At 69.1% G+C, this 14,876-nt stretch carries 18 protein-coding genes; 9 read left to right on the top strand and 9 right to left on the bottom strand.

Translation table 11 applies throughout. The features are described from left to right. Positions 1 to 153: 153 nt before the first annotated feature. Positions 154 to 1,044 carry a VOC family protein gene (locus ABZT17_RS09540; protein ID WP_356345896.1) on the bottom strand — a complete coding sequence of 297 codons (891 nt, stop codon included), beginning with the start codon at positions 1,042 to 1,044 and terminating at the stop codon, positions 154 to 156. A 56-nt stretch (positions 1,045 to 1,100) separates the two neighbouring features. Beyond that, entirely contained in the window at positions 1,101 to 1,937 is an 837-nt protein-coding gene (locus ABZT17_RS09545; RefSeq protein WP_356345898.1) for an alpha/beta hydrolase, read from the bottom strand. A gap of 201 nt (positions 1,938 to 2,138) precedes the next feature. Between ABZT17_RS09545 and ABZT17_RS09550 the strand changes: the two genes are divergently transcribed. The 8 genes from ABZT17_RS09550 (at position 2,139) to ABZT17_RS09585 (ending at position 9,038) form a co-directional block, all read left to right on the top strand. Next, positions 2,139 to 2,957: an IclR family transcriptional regulator gene (locus tag ABZT17_RS09550; protein WP_356345901.1), complete on the top strand. Its 819-nt coding sequence runs from the start codon at positions 2,139 to 2,141 to the stop codon at positions 2,955 to 2,957. 100 nt (positions 2,958 to 3,057) lie between these two features. Continuing rightward, positions 3,058 to 3,864, top strand: a complete 807-nt coding sequence (locus ABZT17_RS09555; protein WP_356345904.1) for a fumarylacetoacetate hydrolase family protein — start codon at positions 3,058 to 3,060, stop codon at positions 3,862 to 3,864. Between the two features lie 124 nt (positions 3,865 to 3,988). Next, entirely contained in the window at positions 3,989 to 5,329 is a 1,341-nt protein-coding gene (locus tag ABZT17_RS09560; RefSeq protein WP_356345908.1) for an aromatic ring-hydroxylating dioxygenase subunit alpha, read from the top strand. Between the two features lie 5 nt (positions 5,330 to 5,334). Continuing rightward, positions 5,335 to 5,904, top strand: a complete 570-nt coding sequence (locus ABZT17_RS09565; protein ID WP_356345911.1) for an aromatic-ring-hydroxylating dioxygenase subunit beta — start codon at positions 5,335 to 5,337, stop codon at positions 5,902 to 5,904. 5 nt (positions 5,905 to 5,909) lie between these two features. Then, on the top strand, positions 5,910 to 6,284 hold the full coding sequence (locus tag ABZT17_RS09570) for a bifunctional 3-phenylpropionate/cinnamic acid dioxygenase ferredoxin subunit (RefSeq protein WP_356345913.1): 375 nt from the start codon (positions 5,910 to 5,912) through the stop codon (positions 6,282 to 6,284). After that, complete coding sequence (gene hcaB / locus ABZT17_RS09575) at positions 6,281 to 7,084, top strand: 3-(cis-5,6-dihydroxycyclohexa-1,3-dien-1-yl)propanoate dehydrogenase (RefSeq protein ID WP_356345916.1); 804 nt, start codon at positions 6,281 to 6,283, stop codon at positions 7,082 to 7,084. Before ABZT17_RS09570 ends, hcaB begins: the two co-directional genes overlap by 4 nt. Before the next feature lie 5 nt (positions 7,085 to 7,089). After that, positions 7,090 to 8,334, top strand: a complete 1,245-nt coding sequence (locus ABZT17_RS09580; protein WP_356345919.1) for an FAD-dependent oxidoreductase — start codon at positions 7,090 to 7,092, stop codon at positions 8,332 to 8,334. A 71-nt stretch (positions 8,335 to 8,405) separates the two neighbouring features. Beyond that, positions 8,406 to 9,038 (top strand): TetR family transcriptional regulator, encoded by a 633-nt coding sequence (locus ABZT17_RS09585; protein WP_356345921.1) that lies wholly within the window; start codon positions 8,406 to 8,408, stop codon positions 9,036 to 9,038. A 30-nt stretch (positions 9,039 to 9,068) separates the two neighbouring features. On the opposite strand, the gene ABZT17_RS09590 is transcribed toward ABZT17_RS09585, so the two are convergent. The 7 genes from ABZT17_RS09590 to ABZT17_RS09620 all read right to left on the bottom strand — a co-directional run bounded on the left by ABZT17_RS09590 (position 9,069) and on the right by ABZT17_RS09620 (position 13,581). Further along, complete coding sequence (locus tag ABZT17_RS09590) at positions 9,069 to 9,617, bottom strand: aquaporin (RefSeq protein WP_356345923.1); 549 nt, start codon at positions 9,615 to 9,617, stop codon at positions 9,069 to 9,071. A gap of 98 nt (positions 9,618 to 9,715) precedes the next feature. Then, the gene (locus tag ABZT17_RS09595; RefSeq protein WP_356345925.1) at positions 9,716 to 9,979 is read right to left on the bottom strand and encodes a hypothetical protein; all 264 of its coding nucleotides are present in this window, start codon (positions 9,977 to 9,979) and stop codon (positions 9,716 to 9,718) included. Between the two features lie 57 nt (positions 9,980 to 10,036). Next, a complete protein-coding gene (locus tag ABZT17_RS09600; protein WP_356345928.1) occupies positions 10,037 to 10,249 on the bottom strand; it encodes a hypothetical protein in 213 nt (70 codons plus the stop codon). 18 nt (positions 10,250 to 10,267) lie between these two features. Further along, positions 10,268 to 11,431 carry a cysteine desulfurase family protein gene (locus ABZT17_RS09605; protein ID WP_356345931.1) on the bottom strand — a complete coding sequence of 388 codons (1,164 nt, stop codon included), beginning with the start codon at positions 11,429 to 11,431 and terminating at the stop codon, positions 10,268 to 10,270. After that, the gene (locus tag ABZT17_RS09610) at positions 11,428 to 12,372 is read right to left on the bottom strand and encodes a hypothetical protein (RefSeq protein WP_356345934.1); all 945 of its coding nucleotides are present in this window, start codon (positions 12,370 to 12,372) and stop codon (positions 11,428 to 11,430) included. Before ABZT17_RS09610 ends, ABZT17_RS09605 begins: the two co-directional genes overlap by 4 nt. 25 nt (positions 12,373 to 12,397) lie before the next feature. Next, the gene (locus ABZT17_RS09615; RefSeq protein WP_356345937.1) at positions 12,398 to 13,018 is read right to left on the bottom strand and encodes a hypothetical protein; all 621 of its coding nucleotides are present in this window, start codon (positions 13,016 to 13,018) and stop codon (positions 12,398 to 12,400) included. Between the two features lie 5 nt (positions 13,019 to 13,023). After that, on the bottom strand, positions 13,024 to 13,581 hold the full coding sequence (locus tag ABZT17_RS09620) for a hypothetical protein (RefSeq protein ID WP_356345939.1): 558 nt from the start codon (positions 13,579 to 13,581) through the stop codon (positions 13,024 to 13,026). Positions 13,582 to 13,913: 332 nt separating this feature from the next. Between ABZT17_RS09620 and ABZT17_RS09625 the strand changes: the two genes are divergently transcribed. Continuing rightward, positions 13,914 to 14,858, top strand: coding sequence for a LysR family transcriptional regulator (locus ABZT17_RS09625; protein WP_356345942.1), 945 nt, complete (start codon positions 13,914 to 13,916; stop codon positions 14,856 to 14,858). Positions 14,859 to 14,876: the final 18 nt, after the last annotated feature.

Below are 14,876 nucleotides of genomic sequence, written 5' to 3' on the forward strand. Positions count from 1 at the left end.
CGGGTCGGGAGCGGGTTCAGCCCCTCGGGTACGAGGTTCATGCCGGTGCAGCCCTTTCTCCGGCGTCGGTGTCGGACGCGGCGGTCGGTGACGCTACGGGGGCCGGCGGGAGCCCCGGCGGGTGCCGGAACTCCGTCAACCGGTGGACGTGTCTCACACGTCGGGCTCGTCGGGGTCCCGGTGCTCGGTGAACTCGTGGCCCCAGTAGCTGGTCGCGTCGTAGCGAGCCGGCGTCCAGGTGGCGTCGTCGACGAGCTTGCCGCCGTAGCCGTACTCGACCTGGAAGCCGGAGGGCGTCATCGAGTAGAAGGAGAGCATCTCGTCGTTGGTGTGCTTGCCGAACTGCATGATGATCGGCGCCGCGCCCTGCTTGGCCTTGGTCCAGGCCCGTCCGACGAAGTCGAGGTCGTCCACCTCGAACATCAGGTGCCCCACGCCGGGCGGCATCTGCGGGGCGGGGGCCCAGGCGAACGAGTGGTGGCGCTCGTTGACGTGCGTGAAGGTGCCGGCCATGCCGGGCCCGAAGTCGATGTAGTCGGTCAGCTTGAAGCCGAGGATGTCGAAGTACAGCTCGTTGTAGGCGTCGTTGTCGTGCACGAACTGGAAGATGTGCCCCATGCCGCCCGCGCCGGTGACGAACCGGGCGCCGGTCGGCGAGACGAAGCGGTCGGTGGACTCGCCCAGACCCCAGAAGAGTTCGAGTCGCTGTCCCTCCGGGTCGTCGAACTCGACCAGTCCGCTGACCTGTCGGTGGCGCGCGGCCTCCGCGTCGGCGTGCTTGACGGCGTATCCGTTGCTGTGCAAGGAGACCGCGAGTTCCTCGAGTTCGTGCGGTCCCCTCACCTCCCAGCCGATCGCGGCGACGGCGTCGGCGTCCGCGCGCCGGATGTCCAGGCGGTAGGCCTTCTCGTCGATCCGCAGCACAAGCCGGTCGGGGGTGTCCACGACCGGCTGGAGACCGAGCAGGTCGCAGGCGTACGCCTTCCACGCGTGGAGATCGGTCGCGTCGACGACCACATATCCGAGACTGGTTACCTGAGCCACGTTCTGTTCCTAACTGTGTGGGGATGGGTGATGCCCGGCCTCATGGCCGGCCGGGATCAGTGGGAGGAGACGAAGTCGGCGACGAGCCGGTTGAACTCGTCGACGTGTTCCAGTTGCAGCCAGTGGCCGCACCGGTTGATCAGGACCAGTCGGGAGTCGGGGATCAGGGAGAGCAGCCGCAAGGACGCCTCCGCTGGCATCACCCGGTCGTCGCGGCCGTGGAGGAGCAGCGTGGGCGCGCTGATGCCCGCGACCTCCTTGACGCTGCTCCACGCCATGCCGGTGGGGAAGTCGGAGATGAAGTTGGCCAGATGGTCGGGGTGCCTGCGTGCCGCCTCGGAGCGCCCGCGGACCAACTCGTCGTCAGCATGGGACGAGTCGTAGGTCATGACCTCGATGAGTGCCCGGAAGGCTTCTGGTGACGGGTCGTGATACGCCGTCAGGAGGGTCTTGAGCCCCTCGCTGACGCCTCCGCCGGGGGTGAGCAGCGAGGGTCCGGGTGCGCCGGCGCCCATGGTGACCAGATGGGAGACCCGGCCCGGGTGCTGGGCGGCCAGCTTGACGGAGGTCAGTCCGCCCATGGAGTTGCCGACGAAGGCGGCCTTCTCGATGCCGAGCGCGTCGAGGAGGTGGAGCGCCGAGGCCACGTGGTCCCGTTCGGCCGGCTTGACCGCGTCGGACTCGCCCCAGCCGGGCATGTCGGGGGCGATCACGCGGAACCTGTCGGCGAGCGCCGTCAGGTTCGGGCCGAAGTTGCTCCAGCCGGTGGCACCCGGGCCGCTGCCGTGCAGGAGCACGAGGGGATGACCCTCGCCCGCCTCGTGGTAGTGGATCTTCCCATCCTTCGTCCGGACCGAGCGGCTTGTCCCCTCGGCCGTCACGTCCTGTGGCATCGACGTCTCCTCGTGACCTGTGCGTATGTGGGCCGAGATTCCGCCATGGGACGTGTTCGGCGGAAGCGCGCGGTTCCGTCCTGTTGAACAGCGGCGGATTTCCTCCCGCGTCTCACCGCTTGACACCGACTCGGCGGCGTGACTAGATGACAGGCATGTAAATGGTCATTTACATGCTCGGTTCGAAGAGTGGTGATCTCCATGAGCAGTACGGTCAGCGCGCCCTCCATCCCCGCAGGCCAGACCCGTCCGCACCGGAGACCGGGGGAGCACAGCGGTGCGGTGGACACCTCGGCCGCCAAGGTGCTGGTCCTGCTCGATGCGTTCAGGGGGCCGAAGGGGGTTCTGGGGGTGACGGAACTGGCGGCGGCGGTAGGTGTTCCCAAGTCGACCGCGCACCGACTTCTGTCGATCATGGTCGAGGCCGGATTCGTCCGGAAGGTCGGCAACCGCTACTGCCTGACCGAGCGGCTCTTCGAGGTCGGCAACCGGGCCGGTTCCCCCGCCATCCGCTCCACCGGCCTGCGGCGGCGGGCGATGCCGTATCTGACGGATCTTCACGCCGGCGGCCGGGACACCGTCCATCTGGCGACCCTGAGCGGTACGGACGTCCTCTACCTGGAGAAGCTGTTCGGGCACGACGCCGGAAGCGCCTCCACCGCGGTCGGGGTACGCCGGCCCGCGCACGCGACGGCACTGGGCAAGGCGATGCTCGCGTACGCCCCCGACACACAGGCCCGGCTCCTGACGGGGGCACCCCTGCGCCGGTTCACCTCCCGCACCCTGCACACCGGCACCCAGCTCGAGCGGGAACTGGAGCGCGTGCGCGACGAGAGGCTCGCGTACGACGACGGTGAACTCCAGGACGGATTGCAGTGCATCGCCGTGCCGATCCTCGACGCCTCGACCGGCAGGGCCGTGGCGGCGGTCTCGGTGTCCTCCTTCCGCTCTCGCCAACTGAAGCGGTACGCACCGCAGTTGCTGGCCCTCGCCCGCGATCTGTCGCGCACCGCGGCCTGATCCGACCTCCCCCCAGGGGGCGGCTCCCTCGGTCGGCGAGTGTGCCGCCCCGCGGAACTCCGCTCTGTCCACGGACCCGCCCCGTACCGACCATCGGGGCATGAACGAGACCACCACCGCCCCCGTGCAGGAAGCCGCCCGCCGCCTCCTGCGGGCAGCCGCCGACAAGGTGCCCTGCACCCCGGTGCGAGACCTGATCGGCGCCGACGACCTGAGTGCCGCCTATGCCGTCCAGCAGCACATCACCTGGGAGCGGATTCTGGGCGGCGCGGTCGTCGTGGGCCGGAAGATCGGCCTGACCTCGCCCGCCGTGCAGCGACAACTCGGCGTCGACCAGCCTGACTTCGGGGTCCTGTTCCAGGACATGTCCTACCTGGGCGGGGACACCATCCCCGTCGGAACCGTCCTGCAGCCGCGGGTCGAGGCCGAGATCGCCTTCGCCCTCGCCGCCGACCTCGACGAAGGCCCTCTGGACGCCGATCAGGTACGGGGTGCGATCGCCTACGCGGTGCCTGCCCTGGAAGTCTGCGGCAGCCGTATCCGGGGCTGGGACATCAGCCTCGTGGACACGGTGGCGGACAACGCGTCCTGCGGTGCCTTCGTCCTGGGACCGCGGCGCCGGACCCTGGACGAGTTCACGCCCCGCGACGTCGTGATGAGCATGACGGTCGACGGCACGGAGGTGTCGAGCGGCGACGGGGGCGCGTGTCTGGGCGACCCCCTGAACGCCGTCGTATGGCTGGCCCGGCAGGCGCGGGAACTCGGAGATCCGTTGCGCTCCGGGCAGGTGGTCCTCTCGGGTGCCCTCGGCCCCATGCACCCGGTCGTGGCCGGCAACAAGGTCACCGCGAGGATCTCCCCCCTCGGCGCGGTGACGGTGACCTTCGGGGCGCAGCACACGGCGTGACTGGGTGGCTCCGACGATGTCTCCGAAGGCGTTCCGCTCCACAGAACGAACCGATCGGATAGCCGATCACGCCACCGCAAGCTGTCATCAGTACTCGTCATCATCGTCACGGGAACGGGACACCATGACTGATCTCGACAACCTCGTCGACCCCGACCGGGGCTGGACCAACCCGCGGATCTACACGGATCCGGAACTGTACGAGCGCGAACTCGAGCACGTCTTCGGACGCAGCTGGCTCTTCCTCGCGCACGACTCCCAACTGCCCAAGCCGGGCAGCTTCATCCAGACCTACATGGCCGAGGACCCCGTGCTCGTCGTGCGCCAACGCGACGGGTCCGTCAAGGCGTTCCTCAACCAGTGCCGGCACCGCGGCATGCGGATCTGCCGCTCGGACGCGGGCACCAGCAAGAACTTCACCTGCACCTACCACGGTTGGTCCTACGACCTCGAAGGCAACCTGGTCAACGTGCCGCTGGAGGAGCGGGCCTACCATCACCGGATCGACAAGTCGAAATGGGGCGCCCTCAAGGTCCCGCGCATCGCGAACCACAAGGGCTTCTACTTCGGCACCTGGTCCGAGGAGACACCGGAGTTCGAGGAGTACCTCGGCGACATGGCGTGGTTCTTCGATGCCTGCGTCGACCGGTTCGACGGCGGACTGGAGCTGGCCCCCGGCACCACCAAGTGGGTCATCGACTGCAACTGGAAGTTCGCCGCCGAGCAGTTCGCCAGCGACATGTACCACGCGCCCGTCTCCCACGCCTCGGCGCAACTGGCCCTGATAGACGACCCGGATGCCTACGACCCCTTCCTGGACCCGGAGCTGCCCGGGCGGCAGTTCGCCGGCAACGGGCACGGCTCGGGCGGCTTCTTCTTCCCCTTCGTCACCGAGCCCCCGTCGAACGAGTACCGCATGGACACTCACGAGTGGCTGCAAAGCCGGGAGGAGGAGATCGTCCGTCGCCTTGGCGAGGAGCGGGTGCTCAAGGTGCACAACCACAACACGATCTTCCCCAACTTCTCCTGGCTCACCGACAGCAGCCTGCAGATCATGCGGGTCTGGCACCCCCGCGGACCGAATTCGATCGAGGTGTGGGCCTGGGCCTACCGCCCCAAGGACGCGCCGCCGAGCGTGAAGGCGGAGATGAAGAGGTATTCGGAGCGCACGTTCGGCCCCGCGGGTGCGTTCGAGACGGACGACGGCGAGAACTGGACCGAGGTCCAGAAGGTGCTGCGCGGCTTCAAGGCCCGGCAGAACCGGTTCCACACCGGCATGGGGCTCGGTTTCGAGGAGCGCGACGCGGAGGGCTACCCGGGCCTGTCGAACGACGTCTACGCCGAGACCGCCGCCCGAGGCTTCTACCGCCGCTGGCACGACCTGGTGACCGGCAAGTCCTGGGCGCAGATCCAGGAGGCCGACCGAGCAAGCGAGGCCTCCCGGTCCCTCGCGGACAAGGTGTGACAGCCATGACGACCATCGACCGCGTAGAACCCGCCACCTCGTCGTTCCGCAGCATCGACGTGCAGACACAGCACGACGTCGAGCAGTTCCTCTACGCCGAGGCCGAACTGCTCGACCAGCAGCGCTACACCGACTGGATCGAGCTCTTCACGGAGGACGTCCACTACTGGGCGCCCACCCGGATGACCCGCACCAACCGCGAACGGCACCGCGAGATCGCCGACGAGGACGAGAGCGCCCTCATCGACGACACTCTTTACTACCTCCGTGGCCGCGTCCGCCGCTACACCTCCGGCATCTCCTGGTCCGAGGAGCCTCCGTCCCGCACCCGCCGGCTCATCACCAACGTGCGCGTCACCCGCCGGGCGGACTCCGACGAACTGGACGTCACGGCCAACTTCTATGTCTACCGCAGCCGCCTCGAACGCCACCAGGACTGGTTCGTCGGGGAACGCTTCGACGTCCTGCGCCCCACCGACGCCGCGGCGACCGGCTACCCGTACCACATCGCCTCGCGCAAGATCGTCCTGGAGCAGACCACCCTCCTCGCTCCCAGCCTCAGCATCTTCCTGTGAGCGCCATGTACCAGAACGCACTTCCCCCCACCCTGACCGAACTGCCGGGCCGGCAGTGGACACGCGCGTGCGCGGTGGCCGATCTGCCCGAGGACGAAGGGCTCAAGCTCACCACCGTGCCCGTGACCTCCGTCTTCGCGGCCGAGGGCGAAATCTTCTGCATCGACGACACCTGCACGCACGAGACCTACTCCCTCGCGGACGGCTGGGTCGAGGGATGCGTCGTCGAATGCTCGCTGCACATGGCCAAGTTCGACCTCCGCACCGGCAAAGCCCTCTCGCCCCCGGCCTACCGGCCCGTGGCCACGCACCCCGTCTCCTGTGTGGACGGCGTCGTCTTCGTGGCCCTCCCCACCGACTACCTCATCAAGGAGACATGACCATGGGACGGCTCGACGACACCTGCGCGGTCGTCACCGGCGCCGGTTCCGGCCTCGGACGCGCCATCACCGACCGGTTCACCGCCGAGGGCGCGCACGTCGTCGCCCTCGACCGCTCGGAAGCCAAGCTCGCCAAACTCAGCGCGGACCTGGGGGAGCGGGTGACCACCCTCACCGGCGACGTCACCTCCTACGCCGACAACGCCCGCGCCTGCGAGACCGCCGTCGCCCGGCGCGGACGACTGGACACCTTCGTGGCCAACGCGGGTCTGTGGGACTTCGGGCGGTCACTGGCCGACAGCGATCCGGATGAGCTCCAAGCCGGCTTCGACGAGCTGTTCGCGGTCAACGTGAAGGCACTCGTGCTCGGCGCGAAGGCGGCGCTGCCCGCCCTGACGACGTCCCGGGGATCCGTCATCTGCACCCTGTCGAACGCCGCCTTCTACCCCGCCGGCGGCGGCCCCCTGTACGTGGCCTCCAAGCACGCCGGAGTGGGTCTGGTCCGGCAACTCGCCTACGAACTGGCCCCGGAGGTCCGCGTGAACGCGGTCGCCCCCGGCGGCATGGCCACGGACCTGAGGGGGCCGACCTCGATGGGCCTGAACGCCACCTCCATCGAGGACGCCTTCCCCATCAGGGAGTTCGTCAAGAGCACCACCGCCCTGCACCTCGACGTCCGCCCCGAGGACTACGTAGGGCCGTACGTGCTCCTCGCCGCACGCGAGGAGTCCTCCACCGTCACCGGCACGGTCATCGACGTCAGCAGCTTCGGCATTCCCCGCAGGCCGACGGAGCCGTGACCACCATGCCCAGGACCCACCATGTGATCGTCGGTGCGAGCATCGCCGGGGTGTCGGCCGCCGTGGCCATGCGCGAGAACGGTTTCGACGGCAGCATCACCCTGGTCGACGCTCAGCGGCAGCTTCCGTACGAGCGGCCGGCCCTCTCCAAGGAGGCGGACCCAGAGAAGGCCGTCCGCCCCATCCTTCCCGATGGCCATTACGCCGGACACGACATCGATCTCGTCCTCGGTGCCCGGGTCCGTCGCTTGGACGACGACCGGCACAGGGTCGTGCTCGACGGTGGGGACGACCTGCCCGCCGACCGGGTACTGCTCACCACGGGTGCCTTCTGCCGCCGTCTGGGTGTCCCGGGCGAAGGCCTGGCCGACGTGCACAGTCTGCGCACGGCGGACGACGCCCGTCGTGTCTTCACGAGCCTGGAGCGGGGCGGCCCGCTGGTTGTGGTTGGCGGCGGCTTCATCGGACTGGAGGCCGCAGCGGTGGCGCGGACCATGGGGATCGAGGTGACGGTCGTGGAGGCCGGACACCTGCCGCTCCACGGCCCGTTGGGCCCCTCGGTCGCCCGGCTCATGACCCGGCTGCACCAGGAGCACGGTGTCCATGTCCTCACAGGGCAGGGCGTACGACGTTTCCGCGGCTCCGGATCCGTGGAGGAGGTCGTTCTCACCGACGGCCGGCGCCTCCCCGCGGCCGCGGTGATCGTGGGGATCGGCGTGGCCGCCGACGACCGTATCGCCCAAGAAGTGGGGGTCACCTGTGAGAACGGTGTCGTGGTCGACCTCCACGGACGGACCGACCATCCCTGGCTCTGGTCGGCCGGTGATGTGGCGAGCCACATCCATCCCGCCGTCGGCTCCCGCGCCCGGATCGAACACTGGGACGTGGCAATGCGCCATGGAGCCGCCGTGGGCGCCTCCATGGCGGGAACACCGACCGTGAACACGGCCGTCCCCTACTTCTGGAGCGACCAGTACGGCAAGTCGCTCCAGATGTTCGGCAGAGCCGGGCCGCAGGACCGGGTCGTCCTGCGGGAGGGGGTCACTCCGGAGCGCTTCCTCGCGTTCTGGCTGCGGGAGGACCGAGCCGTGGCCGTGGCCGGACTCGACGAGGGGAAGGCGGTGCGAGCCGCGAGAGCCCTTGTCGAATCGGGGGCACCGGTCTTGGCCGATGTGCTCGCCGATCCGTCGACCGACCTGCGTGCGCTGTCACGCGGGGCGGCGCGGCAGACGCTTCCCCTCCGAGCGTAGGTATGCCGGACGCGAAGCGGGCCCTCGGCTCCCGCCCGAACGGCGATCACCGCTGTGGCAGACTCGTCGACATGGGCGAGGCGGATGCGCAGGACAGGAAGCGGGCTACGCGTACGACTCGTTCCACGGGGCGCGACCCACAACGCGTCAAGGACTCCGCGGCGACACGCGACGGAATCCTGCGCGCCGCCTCACGGCGTTTCGCTGAGCGCGGCTTCGCCCATGTGACCCTTCAGGACATCGCTGACGACGCCGGTGTCACGCCGGCTCTGGTCAACCGGTACTTCGTCTCCAAACGCGCCCTGTTCGAACTGGTGGCGAGCCAGGTCCGCACGGGCTTCGAATGGCGGGAGTGGGGAGAGGCGGACACACGTGAGACCCTCGCCGAGGGGATCGTGGACTTCTGGCAGGATGCCGAGGCGAGCAGTTCCGCGCTGGCCCTGGTGCGGTCCATCGACCTGGACGACGGGGTCCTTCTCCGGCGCGAGCTGGAGAAACGGGTCCGTGAGCCCCTCCGCCGCCTTCTCGCGGGTGAAGCCGATATCGACATCAAGATCAGCCTGCTTGAGTCACTGATCATGGGATTCGGTCTCTTCGGCACCGGAGCCCTCGTCGGAGGGCAGCAGGCCGAGGTCTCGGCGGAGGAGGACAGGGAGATCCGACGCCGCCTCGATCGCATGATCCGGGCCTGCCTCGACGACTGATCGCCGTCGGCACGACGCGGCCGAAGGGGATCACGCGGCCTCGGCTGTTTCCGCGGCCGAGGGACAGAGCCGGTAGGTGCGTGGTCGGCGCAGCCGGGTACGGCGAACCAGTTCGCGGTGGGCCGCCGCGCCGAAGACCGCGCCCACGACCGGTGCCAGCAGGTAGAAGACCAGGTAGTGGTGGTTGCCCGACAGCAGCGCGGGCCCGAACTGCCGGGCCGGGTTGGTCGAACCCCCGCTGCGCGGACCGAGGATCGCGACGATCGCGGCGGTCAGTACCGCCAGGACGCCGGGCAGCCACGCGTTGTACGTCGGATTGGCCAGAAAGAACCCGATCACCAGGGTGAGCAGGAGCAGGCAGTCGACCTCCGTGACCACGACGGACGGCGTGCCCCAGCCCGGACCCGGCTGTACGACGGCGTAGTCGGCAGGAGCGTCGCTCGCGGGCGCACCCCACACCAACGCGGCCAGCCCCGTGCCCGCCAGCCAACCGGCGGCCTGTGCGACGACGTACGGCAGGACACATCGCCCGGGGAAGGCACCCATCAGCAGCAGCCGGACCGAGACGGCCGGCTTCATGTGCGCACCGGAGCGCCGCCCTCACCCACTGCGGATCAACAGGAACGCGAGCACCCCCACCACCGCGCCGACAGCTGCCAGCGCGAGGTGGAGGCCGCTCACGGCCAGCGCGGAGGAGGGCGCGACGAACAACCGGACCGCGCTGACGACGCCGAGCCAGCCTCTTCGGTGGCGAAGACCCGGCCGGTCTCGATCCACTCGCTGTACGGCTCGTAGGAGACGGCGTCGATCTGCTGGGTGACTTCGATCAGCTTTTGGTCCAGGTCGGCTTCGGACCAGGTGATCGCGATGGCCTCGCCGCAGCCGCGGCCCGAGTGGGCAGCCTCGCTGGTGTGCGTGCGAAGTGCGCGGCCCCTGACCACGCGGAACGCCCGCCCAGGTCAGAGGCCGTTATCGCATATCACGCGCCGAGCCCGTGGTCAGGTGACCGGTGGCTCGATGTCCGCGTCGATGGGGCGCCACGCCGTGACCGACCGGGTCATGGGGTGTTCGCCGCCCAGTTCCTTGCTCGCCCGCGCCCGCCGTTCGGCTTCGTCGTGAAGCTGCCGGGCTTCCTCGGGTGCGTCCTGGCGCAGTTGTGCCGCGAGGTTCGAGGTCCCCGCGATGGCCAGATAGTGGTCGGGGCCGAGCACGGCCCTGAGCCCCTCGTGTCAGGCCGCGTTGGCGGACGCCGGGCTCAGTGTGTGTGCGGTGCGGGTGATGAGGTCGGCGGCTTGGTCGATGTCGGTATCGGTGGTGGTGCGGCCGATGCTGAGCCGGAGGGTGGCGCGGGCCTGGCTGCGGGTGAGTCCGATCGCGGTGAGGACGTGGGAGGGTTCGCTGCTTCCGGTGTTGCAGGCGGAGCCGGTGGATGCGGCGATGCAGGGGAGTCGGTCAAGGAGGTCGGTGGCTTCGATGCCGGGGAGGGTGAGGCTGAGGTTCCCGGGCAGCCGCTGGTGCGGGTGGCCGTTGATGGTGGCGCCGGGGATCGCGGTCAAGAGACAGTCTTGGAGCCGGTCACGCAGGGCTCGGATGCGGGTCGGGGGCGGGGTGGCGTCGGTGGTGATGAGGTGGGCGGCGGCGCCGAAGCCGACGATCGCGGGGACGTTGGGAGTGCCGGCCCGCAGGCCGCGTTCTTGTCCGCCGCCGGTCTGCTGTGCGGTGATGCGGAGGCCGCCGCGGATGTAGAGGGCGCCGATGCCTTTGGGGCCGTGGAGTTTGTGGGCAGACAGGGACGCGAGGTCGACGCCGAGTTCGGCGACGTTGAGGAGTCCGCAGCCGGCGCTCTGGGCGGCGTCGGTGTGCAGGATGATGCCGCGCGGGGCGGTGATCTCCGCGATGGCCGCGAGCCGTTGCAGGGTGCCGATCTCGTTGTTGGCGTGCATCACGGAGACCAGCATGGTGTCCGGGGTGAGGGCGGCGGCGATGTCGGCGGGGTGGGCGCGGCCGTGCCGGTCGACGCCGACGCGGGTGAGGGTGTAGCTGTGATTGTCGACGAGCCGCTGGCAGGCGGCGAGGACGGCCTTGTGCTCGATCGCGGTGGTGACGATGTGCCCACCCTGCGGGCGGGCGGCCAGGGCGGCGCCGAGGATCGCGAGGTGGCTGGCCTCGGTGGCGCCGGAGGTGAAGACGATCTCCAGCTCGTTCTTGGCGCCGACCAGGTCGGCGACCTGCTGGCGGGCGGTGCGAATCGCCCTCGCGGCGGTGCGTCCGTAGGCGTGCGGGCTGGAGGGGTTGCCGTACTCACTGGTGAAGAACGGCAGCATCGCCTCCAGAACGCGCTCGTCGAGCGGGGTGGTGGCCTGATGGTCGAGGTAGATCGGTGCGGTGTTCATGCGGCCCGCTCCTCGTGTCGGGCGGCGGCCGTTGCCGTCGCGGCGTACTTGCGTCCGCCGTCGACCAGGTCCCAGTAGACGGTGCGGGGTTCCTCGAAGACGGAGAATGCGGTGGCCAGGCAGCGCCAATTCCTGTTCGGCTGGGATCGGGCGAGGAAGAAGGTGTCCTCGAACAGCTGGCGGGCGCGTTTGGCCAGGGCCTCTCGGGTCGGTTGCGGCCCGAACAGATGCAGGTAGCCGCGTTGACGCAGCCAGCTCTCGGCGTGCTCGGCGCGGCTCTCGCCGTCGAGGTGACCGCCGTCCGTGAGGGTCTGGAAGGCAAGCCGCTCAAGGCGACGGGTGCGGCGGGCGTCCTCGCCGCCGGGGCACTGGTCACCGGTGATCTTCCACTCGTGCCAGCGGGGCGGCTGGTAGCGGGCGAAGTCGACGTCGTCGAGGTGGGCGGTGACCTGGGGCGGGATGTGCCCGCGGGTCAGGTCCGCGACGTCGTAGCCGGGCCCGAGGGCCTCCAGGGTCAGCGAACCGGGGCGGCCGGGGCCGGGCCGGTCCATGCGGACCAGGATGGTGAGCCGGTTGGTGAAGCGGTTGGTGGGCTCCGCGAGGATCACCGCCCGCCTATCGGCCAGCAGCTCGGTGGCCCGAGGCCCGATCTCCTTGATGGGGAAGGTGTTGCCGCCGCGGTAGTACTGCTTCTTCTCCACCCCGCCGTCCGAGCGGATCATCAGCGTCTCGGTGCCGGTGGCGGCTGCCAGAATCTGGGCGGCGGTGCGAACGGTGCCTGCGCTGTCTCCGGGCTGGATGAGGCAGGCGTTGAGCACAGGCAGTTTCAGCGAGTGCAGCAGGGCCATGGTCTGCCACTTCGGCCAGCGCCGGTCCTTGGCCGCCGCTTCCAGCTCGGCGGCGGTGAGCGCGTGTAAGGGGCGGGGCAGGGATATCGCCATCGCGGCGTTCCCCCCTTCTCTTGGCTCAGGCGGCGTCCGCAAGGCGCACGTCGGCGGTCAACTCGGCGAAGGTGCGCTCGCGGTGGGCGGTGAAGGGGTGATCCCGCCAGTCGTAGAAGTCGCCGATGCCGAGCTGGTCCGCGCAGACCCGGCGTACGAACTGCCGGGCGAAGCCGGCCGAAGGCCAGTAGTAGTGCTCGCCGGGCCGCGGGGAGAGGTAGAGGTAGGAGCCCTCCGCGGCCTCCGGGAGGGCCGCCACGGAGGTGAGCCGTCGGCCGGGGCCGCCGGTCTTCTCGTAGGCGGCGGTGATCGCGTCCGGGTCGGGGACGGGGATCAGGTGCAGGTGGCAGTGGCTGCAGCACGATGCACCCAACTCGCAGTCACGCGGGCCATGTTCGGCCAGGATCACCGGCCCATAGCGGGCCTGGATCAGTGTGCGCATCTGTTCGGTCTCCTCGGCGACCCGGGCGAGTGCGGCGGGGGTGACGTCAGCGGCGGCGTCCAGGTGCTCAAGCGGCATGAATAGGCAGTAGCCCGGAGTGAGGGAGCCGATGGTCGGCAGCAGCACCCAGCCGCCGGTGGTCTCGGTGATGATCCGGGGCGTGTTCTCGCGTGCCGTGAACTCAGTGCAGAACTGGCAGTCCATCACGATCACCTCTGACTCGGATTGGCGGGAAACTCGTCGGCGTATCGGCTCTTCAGGTCGGACTCGTGGCCGTAGAAGGGGTGGGGTGCGACGTTGTTGGAGTGGGGGCCGTTCACGGCGAAGACGAGCAGGCGCCCCAGCGGCATGCCGTGGTGCAGACGCAGGACTGCGGGGCCGGTGTTGACCAGCTCCAGCGTCAGATGCCCATTCCAGCCGGGCAGAACAAACGGGCTGGTGACGTGGACGGCCAGGCCGACACGGGCCAAGTGGCTCAGTCCGCCGATCACGCCCATCACTCCGGGGCCGAGCCGCAGCGGCTGTTCGACCGCGCCCAGCAGCATCTCGCCGGGCATCATCTCGTAGCTCGTCCAGTCGGTGACCGGCTCGCTGTAGAGGCCGTCGATGCTTGACTGGTCAGCCAGGTCGATGACCCGCGCGCTGGGCGCGGTGAGCGGTTGCAGCGGCGAGCCGAGCGTCAACAGCAGTCCGTCGCCGCGGAGTTGGCCGGGCCATTCCAGAGCATTCTGTGTGATCAGGCAGGTGATTGACTCGGCTGAGAGCATGGCTCATCCCCGGGGTTCAGACAGTGCTGTGGTCATCGCCTTTCGAATCGAAGGCGGTTGCTGAAATGTTCCCCGGGATAGTCCGCGATATCCATATGTCCGATCGGACATTTAAAGGTTTTCTCGGGGTGAAATGCGGAGAAGTTCAGTTCTGCTGGCCGTGCGGACAGTGCAAGCTGGGTGAGGCCGCGTCAGGAGGAGGCGTCATGGTGCCGTCGTTATCGTCCGGACCGTTGAGGGTGCCGGGTCCGGAAGGCTTCCGTGCCGACCTGATCTCGTGTTCTCCAGACCTTCTGGATCTGACGTGGGACCAGCTGCGCACCCTGATCACCGTGAGAGAGGCGGGGACCGCGCTGGCCGCGGCGAAGATGCTGGGACGCGAGCAGTCCAGCGTGCAGAAGCAACTCGACATCCTCAACCGCAACTTTCAGGCCCTGACTGGTGAGTTGCTCGTGGTCAAGCAGGGCCGGGGCAAGGACTTCCTGTTCACCCCGACCGGACTGGAGGTCGTCGAGCGGGCGCGGGCGACCTTCGCCGACTGGCTGCAGGGCATAGCTGATTCCCGCCGCCGGCTCGGCTCGACGCTGACCGTGGGGACCACCGAATTCACCCTCGGCTTCCTGGGACGAGTGTGGGAGCGGGTCGCCCCGACACTGCTGGAGCGGGAAGTCGAACTGAAGGTCGTACATGTGCGGACCCGCGATTTTTGGACACGCCTGGACTCCAACCAGGTCGACCTGCTGTGCGGCGGCCTCGCGGCCGACGCCGCCGTCGAGCAAGTCGCCCCTGAATACGACTTCCTGGAGTGGCATCGTGAGGGCCTGGCCCTCCTGACGAATCTGCCCGTACGCGAGCTCGCGGCCAAGACCGTCGGTGTCGACCGGCTGCGGAGCCTGCCGCTGGTGATCCCCTCACGCGGGGTGATCACAGACTTCGTCGAGCGCTGGTACGGGCCCGACTTCCGCTCACAGTTGCAGATCGCCGCCGAGATCGACGACATCTACTACGGACTCGCCCTGCTGAGGTCCCGCATGACCTACGGGTGCATGCTGTGTGCCCGCTCCATCGGCCAGGCCGCCGTCGACGGGCGACTGCCCACCAGCGAGGGCTTCCGGCTCATCGACTTCGCCGACGACTTCACACCCATGCTCCAACTGGTCTCCGGCGTCTTCGCCCGCAAAGGGGAACGCGAGACGTACGACGCCTCTCACCCGCTGAACATCCTGTGGGACGCCTTCCGCGACGAGGCTGCCTCCAACAAACCCTTACCCCTGTAATCCCCGCTCTGGAGGACC

The organism is Streptomyces sp. NPDC005648, from assembly GCF_040605395.1.
GTDB lineage: Bacteria > Actinomycetota > Actinomycetes > Streptomycetales > Streptomycetaceae > Streptomyces.

What these genes read in the sequence shown, in the direction of transcription:
- ABZT17_RS09545 (WP_356345898.1), bottom strand. Translation starts at nt 1,937, where the DNA reads ATGCCACAGGACGTGACGGCCGAGGGGACAAGCCGCTCGGTCCGGACG.
- ABZT17_RS09550 (WP_356345901.1), top strand. Translation starts at nt 2,139, where the DNA reads ATGAGCAGTACGGTCAGCGCGCCCTCCATCCCCGCAGGCCAGACCCGT.
- ABZT17_RS09555 (WP_356345904.1), top strand. Translation starts at nt 3,058, where the DNA reads ATGAACGAGACCACCACCGCCCCCGTGCAGGAAGCCGCCCGCCGCCTC.
- ABZT17_RS09560 (WP_356345908.1), top strand. Translation starts at nt 3,989, where the DNA reads ATGACTGATCTCGACAACCTCGTCGACCCCGACCGGGGCTGGACCAAC.
- ABZT17_RS09565 (WP_356345911.1), top strand. Translation starts at nt 5,335, where the DNA reads ATGACGACCATCGACCGCGTAGAACCCGCCACCTCGTCGTTCCGCAGC.
- ABZT17_RS09570 (WP_356345913.1), top strand. Translation starts at nt 5,910, where the DNA reads ATGTACCAGAACGCACTTCCCCCCACCCTGACCGAACTGCCGGGCCGG.
- hcaB (WP_356345916.1), top strand. Translation starts at nt 6,281, where the DNA reads ATGACCATGGGACGGCTCGACGACACCTGCGCGGTCGTCACCGGCGCC.
- ABZT17_RS09580 (WP_356345919.1), top strand. Translation starts at nt 7,090, where the DNA reads ATGCCCAGGACCCACCATGTGATCGTCGGTGCGAGCATCGCCGGGGTG.
- ABZT17_RS09585 (WP_356345921.1), top strand. Translation starts at nt 8,406, where the DNA reads ATGGGCGAGGCGGATGCGCAGGACAGGAAGCGGGCTACGCGTACGACT.
- ABZT17_RS09590 (WP_356345923.1), bottom strand. Translation starts at nt 9,617, where the DNA reads ATGAAGCCGGCCGTCTCGGTCCGGCTGCTGCTGATGGGTGCCTTCCCC.
- ABZT17_RS09605 (WP_356345931.1), bottom strand. Translation starts at nt 11,431, where the DNA reads ATGAACACCGCACCGATCTACCTCGACCATCAGGCCACCACCCCGCTC.
- ABZT17_RS09610 (WP_356345934.1), bottom strand. Translation starts at nt 12,372, where the DNA reads ATGGCGATATCCCTGCCCCGCCCCTTACACGCGCTCACCGCCGCCGAG.
- ABZT17_RS09615 (WP_356345937.1), bottom strand. Translation starts at nt 13,018, where the DNA reads ATGGACTGCCAGTTCTGCACTGAGTTCACGGCACGCGAGAACACGCCC.
- ABZT17_RS09620 (WP_356345939.1), bottom strand. Translation starts at nt 13,581, where the DNA reads ATGCTCTCAGCCGAGTCAATCACCTGCCTGATCACACAGAATGCTCTG.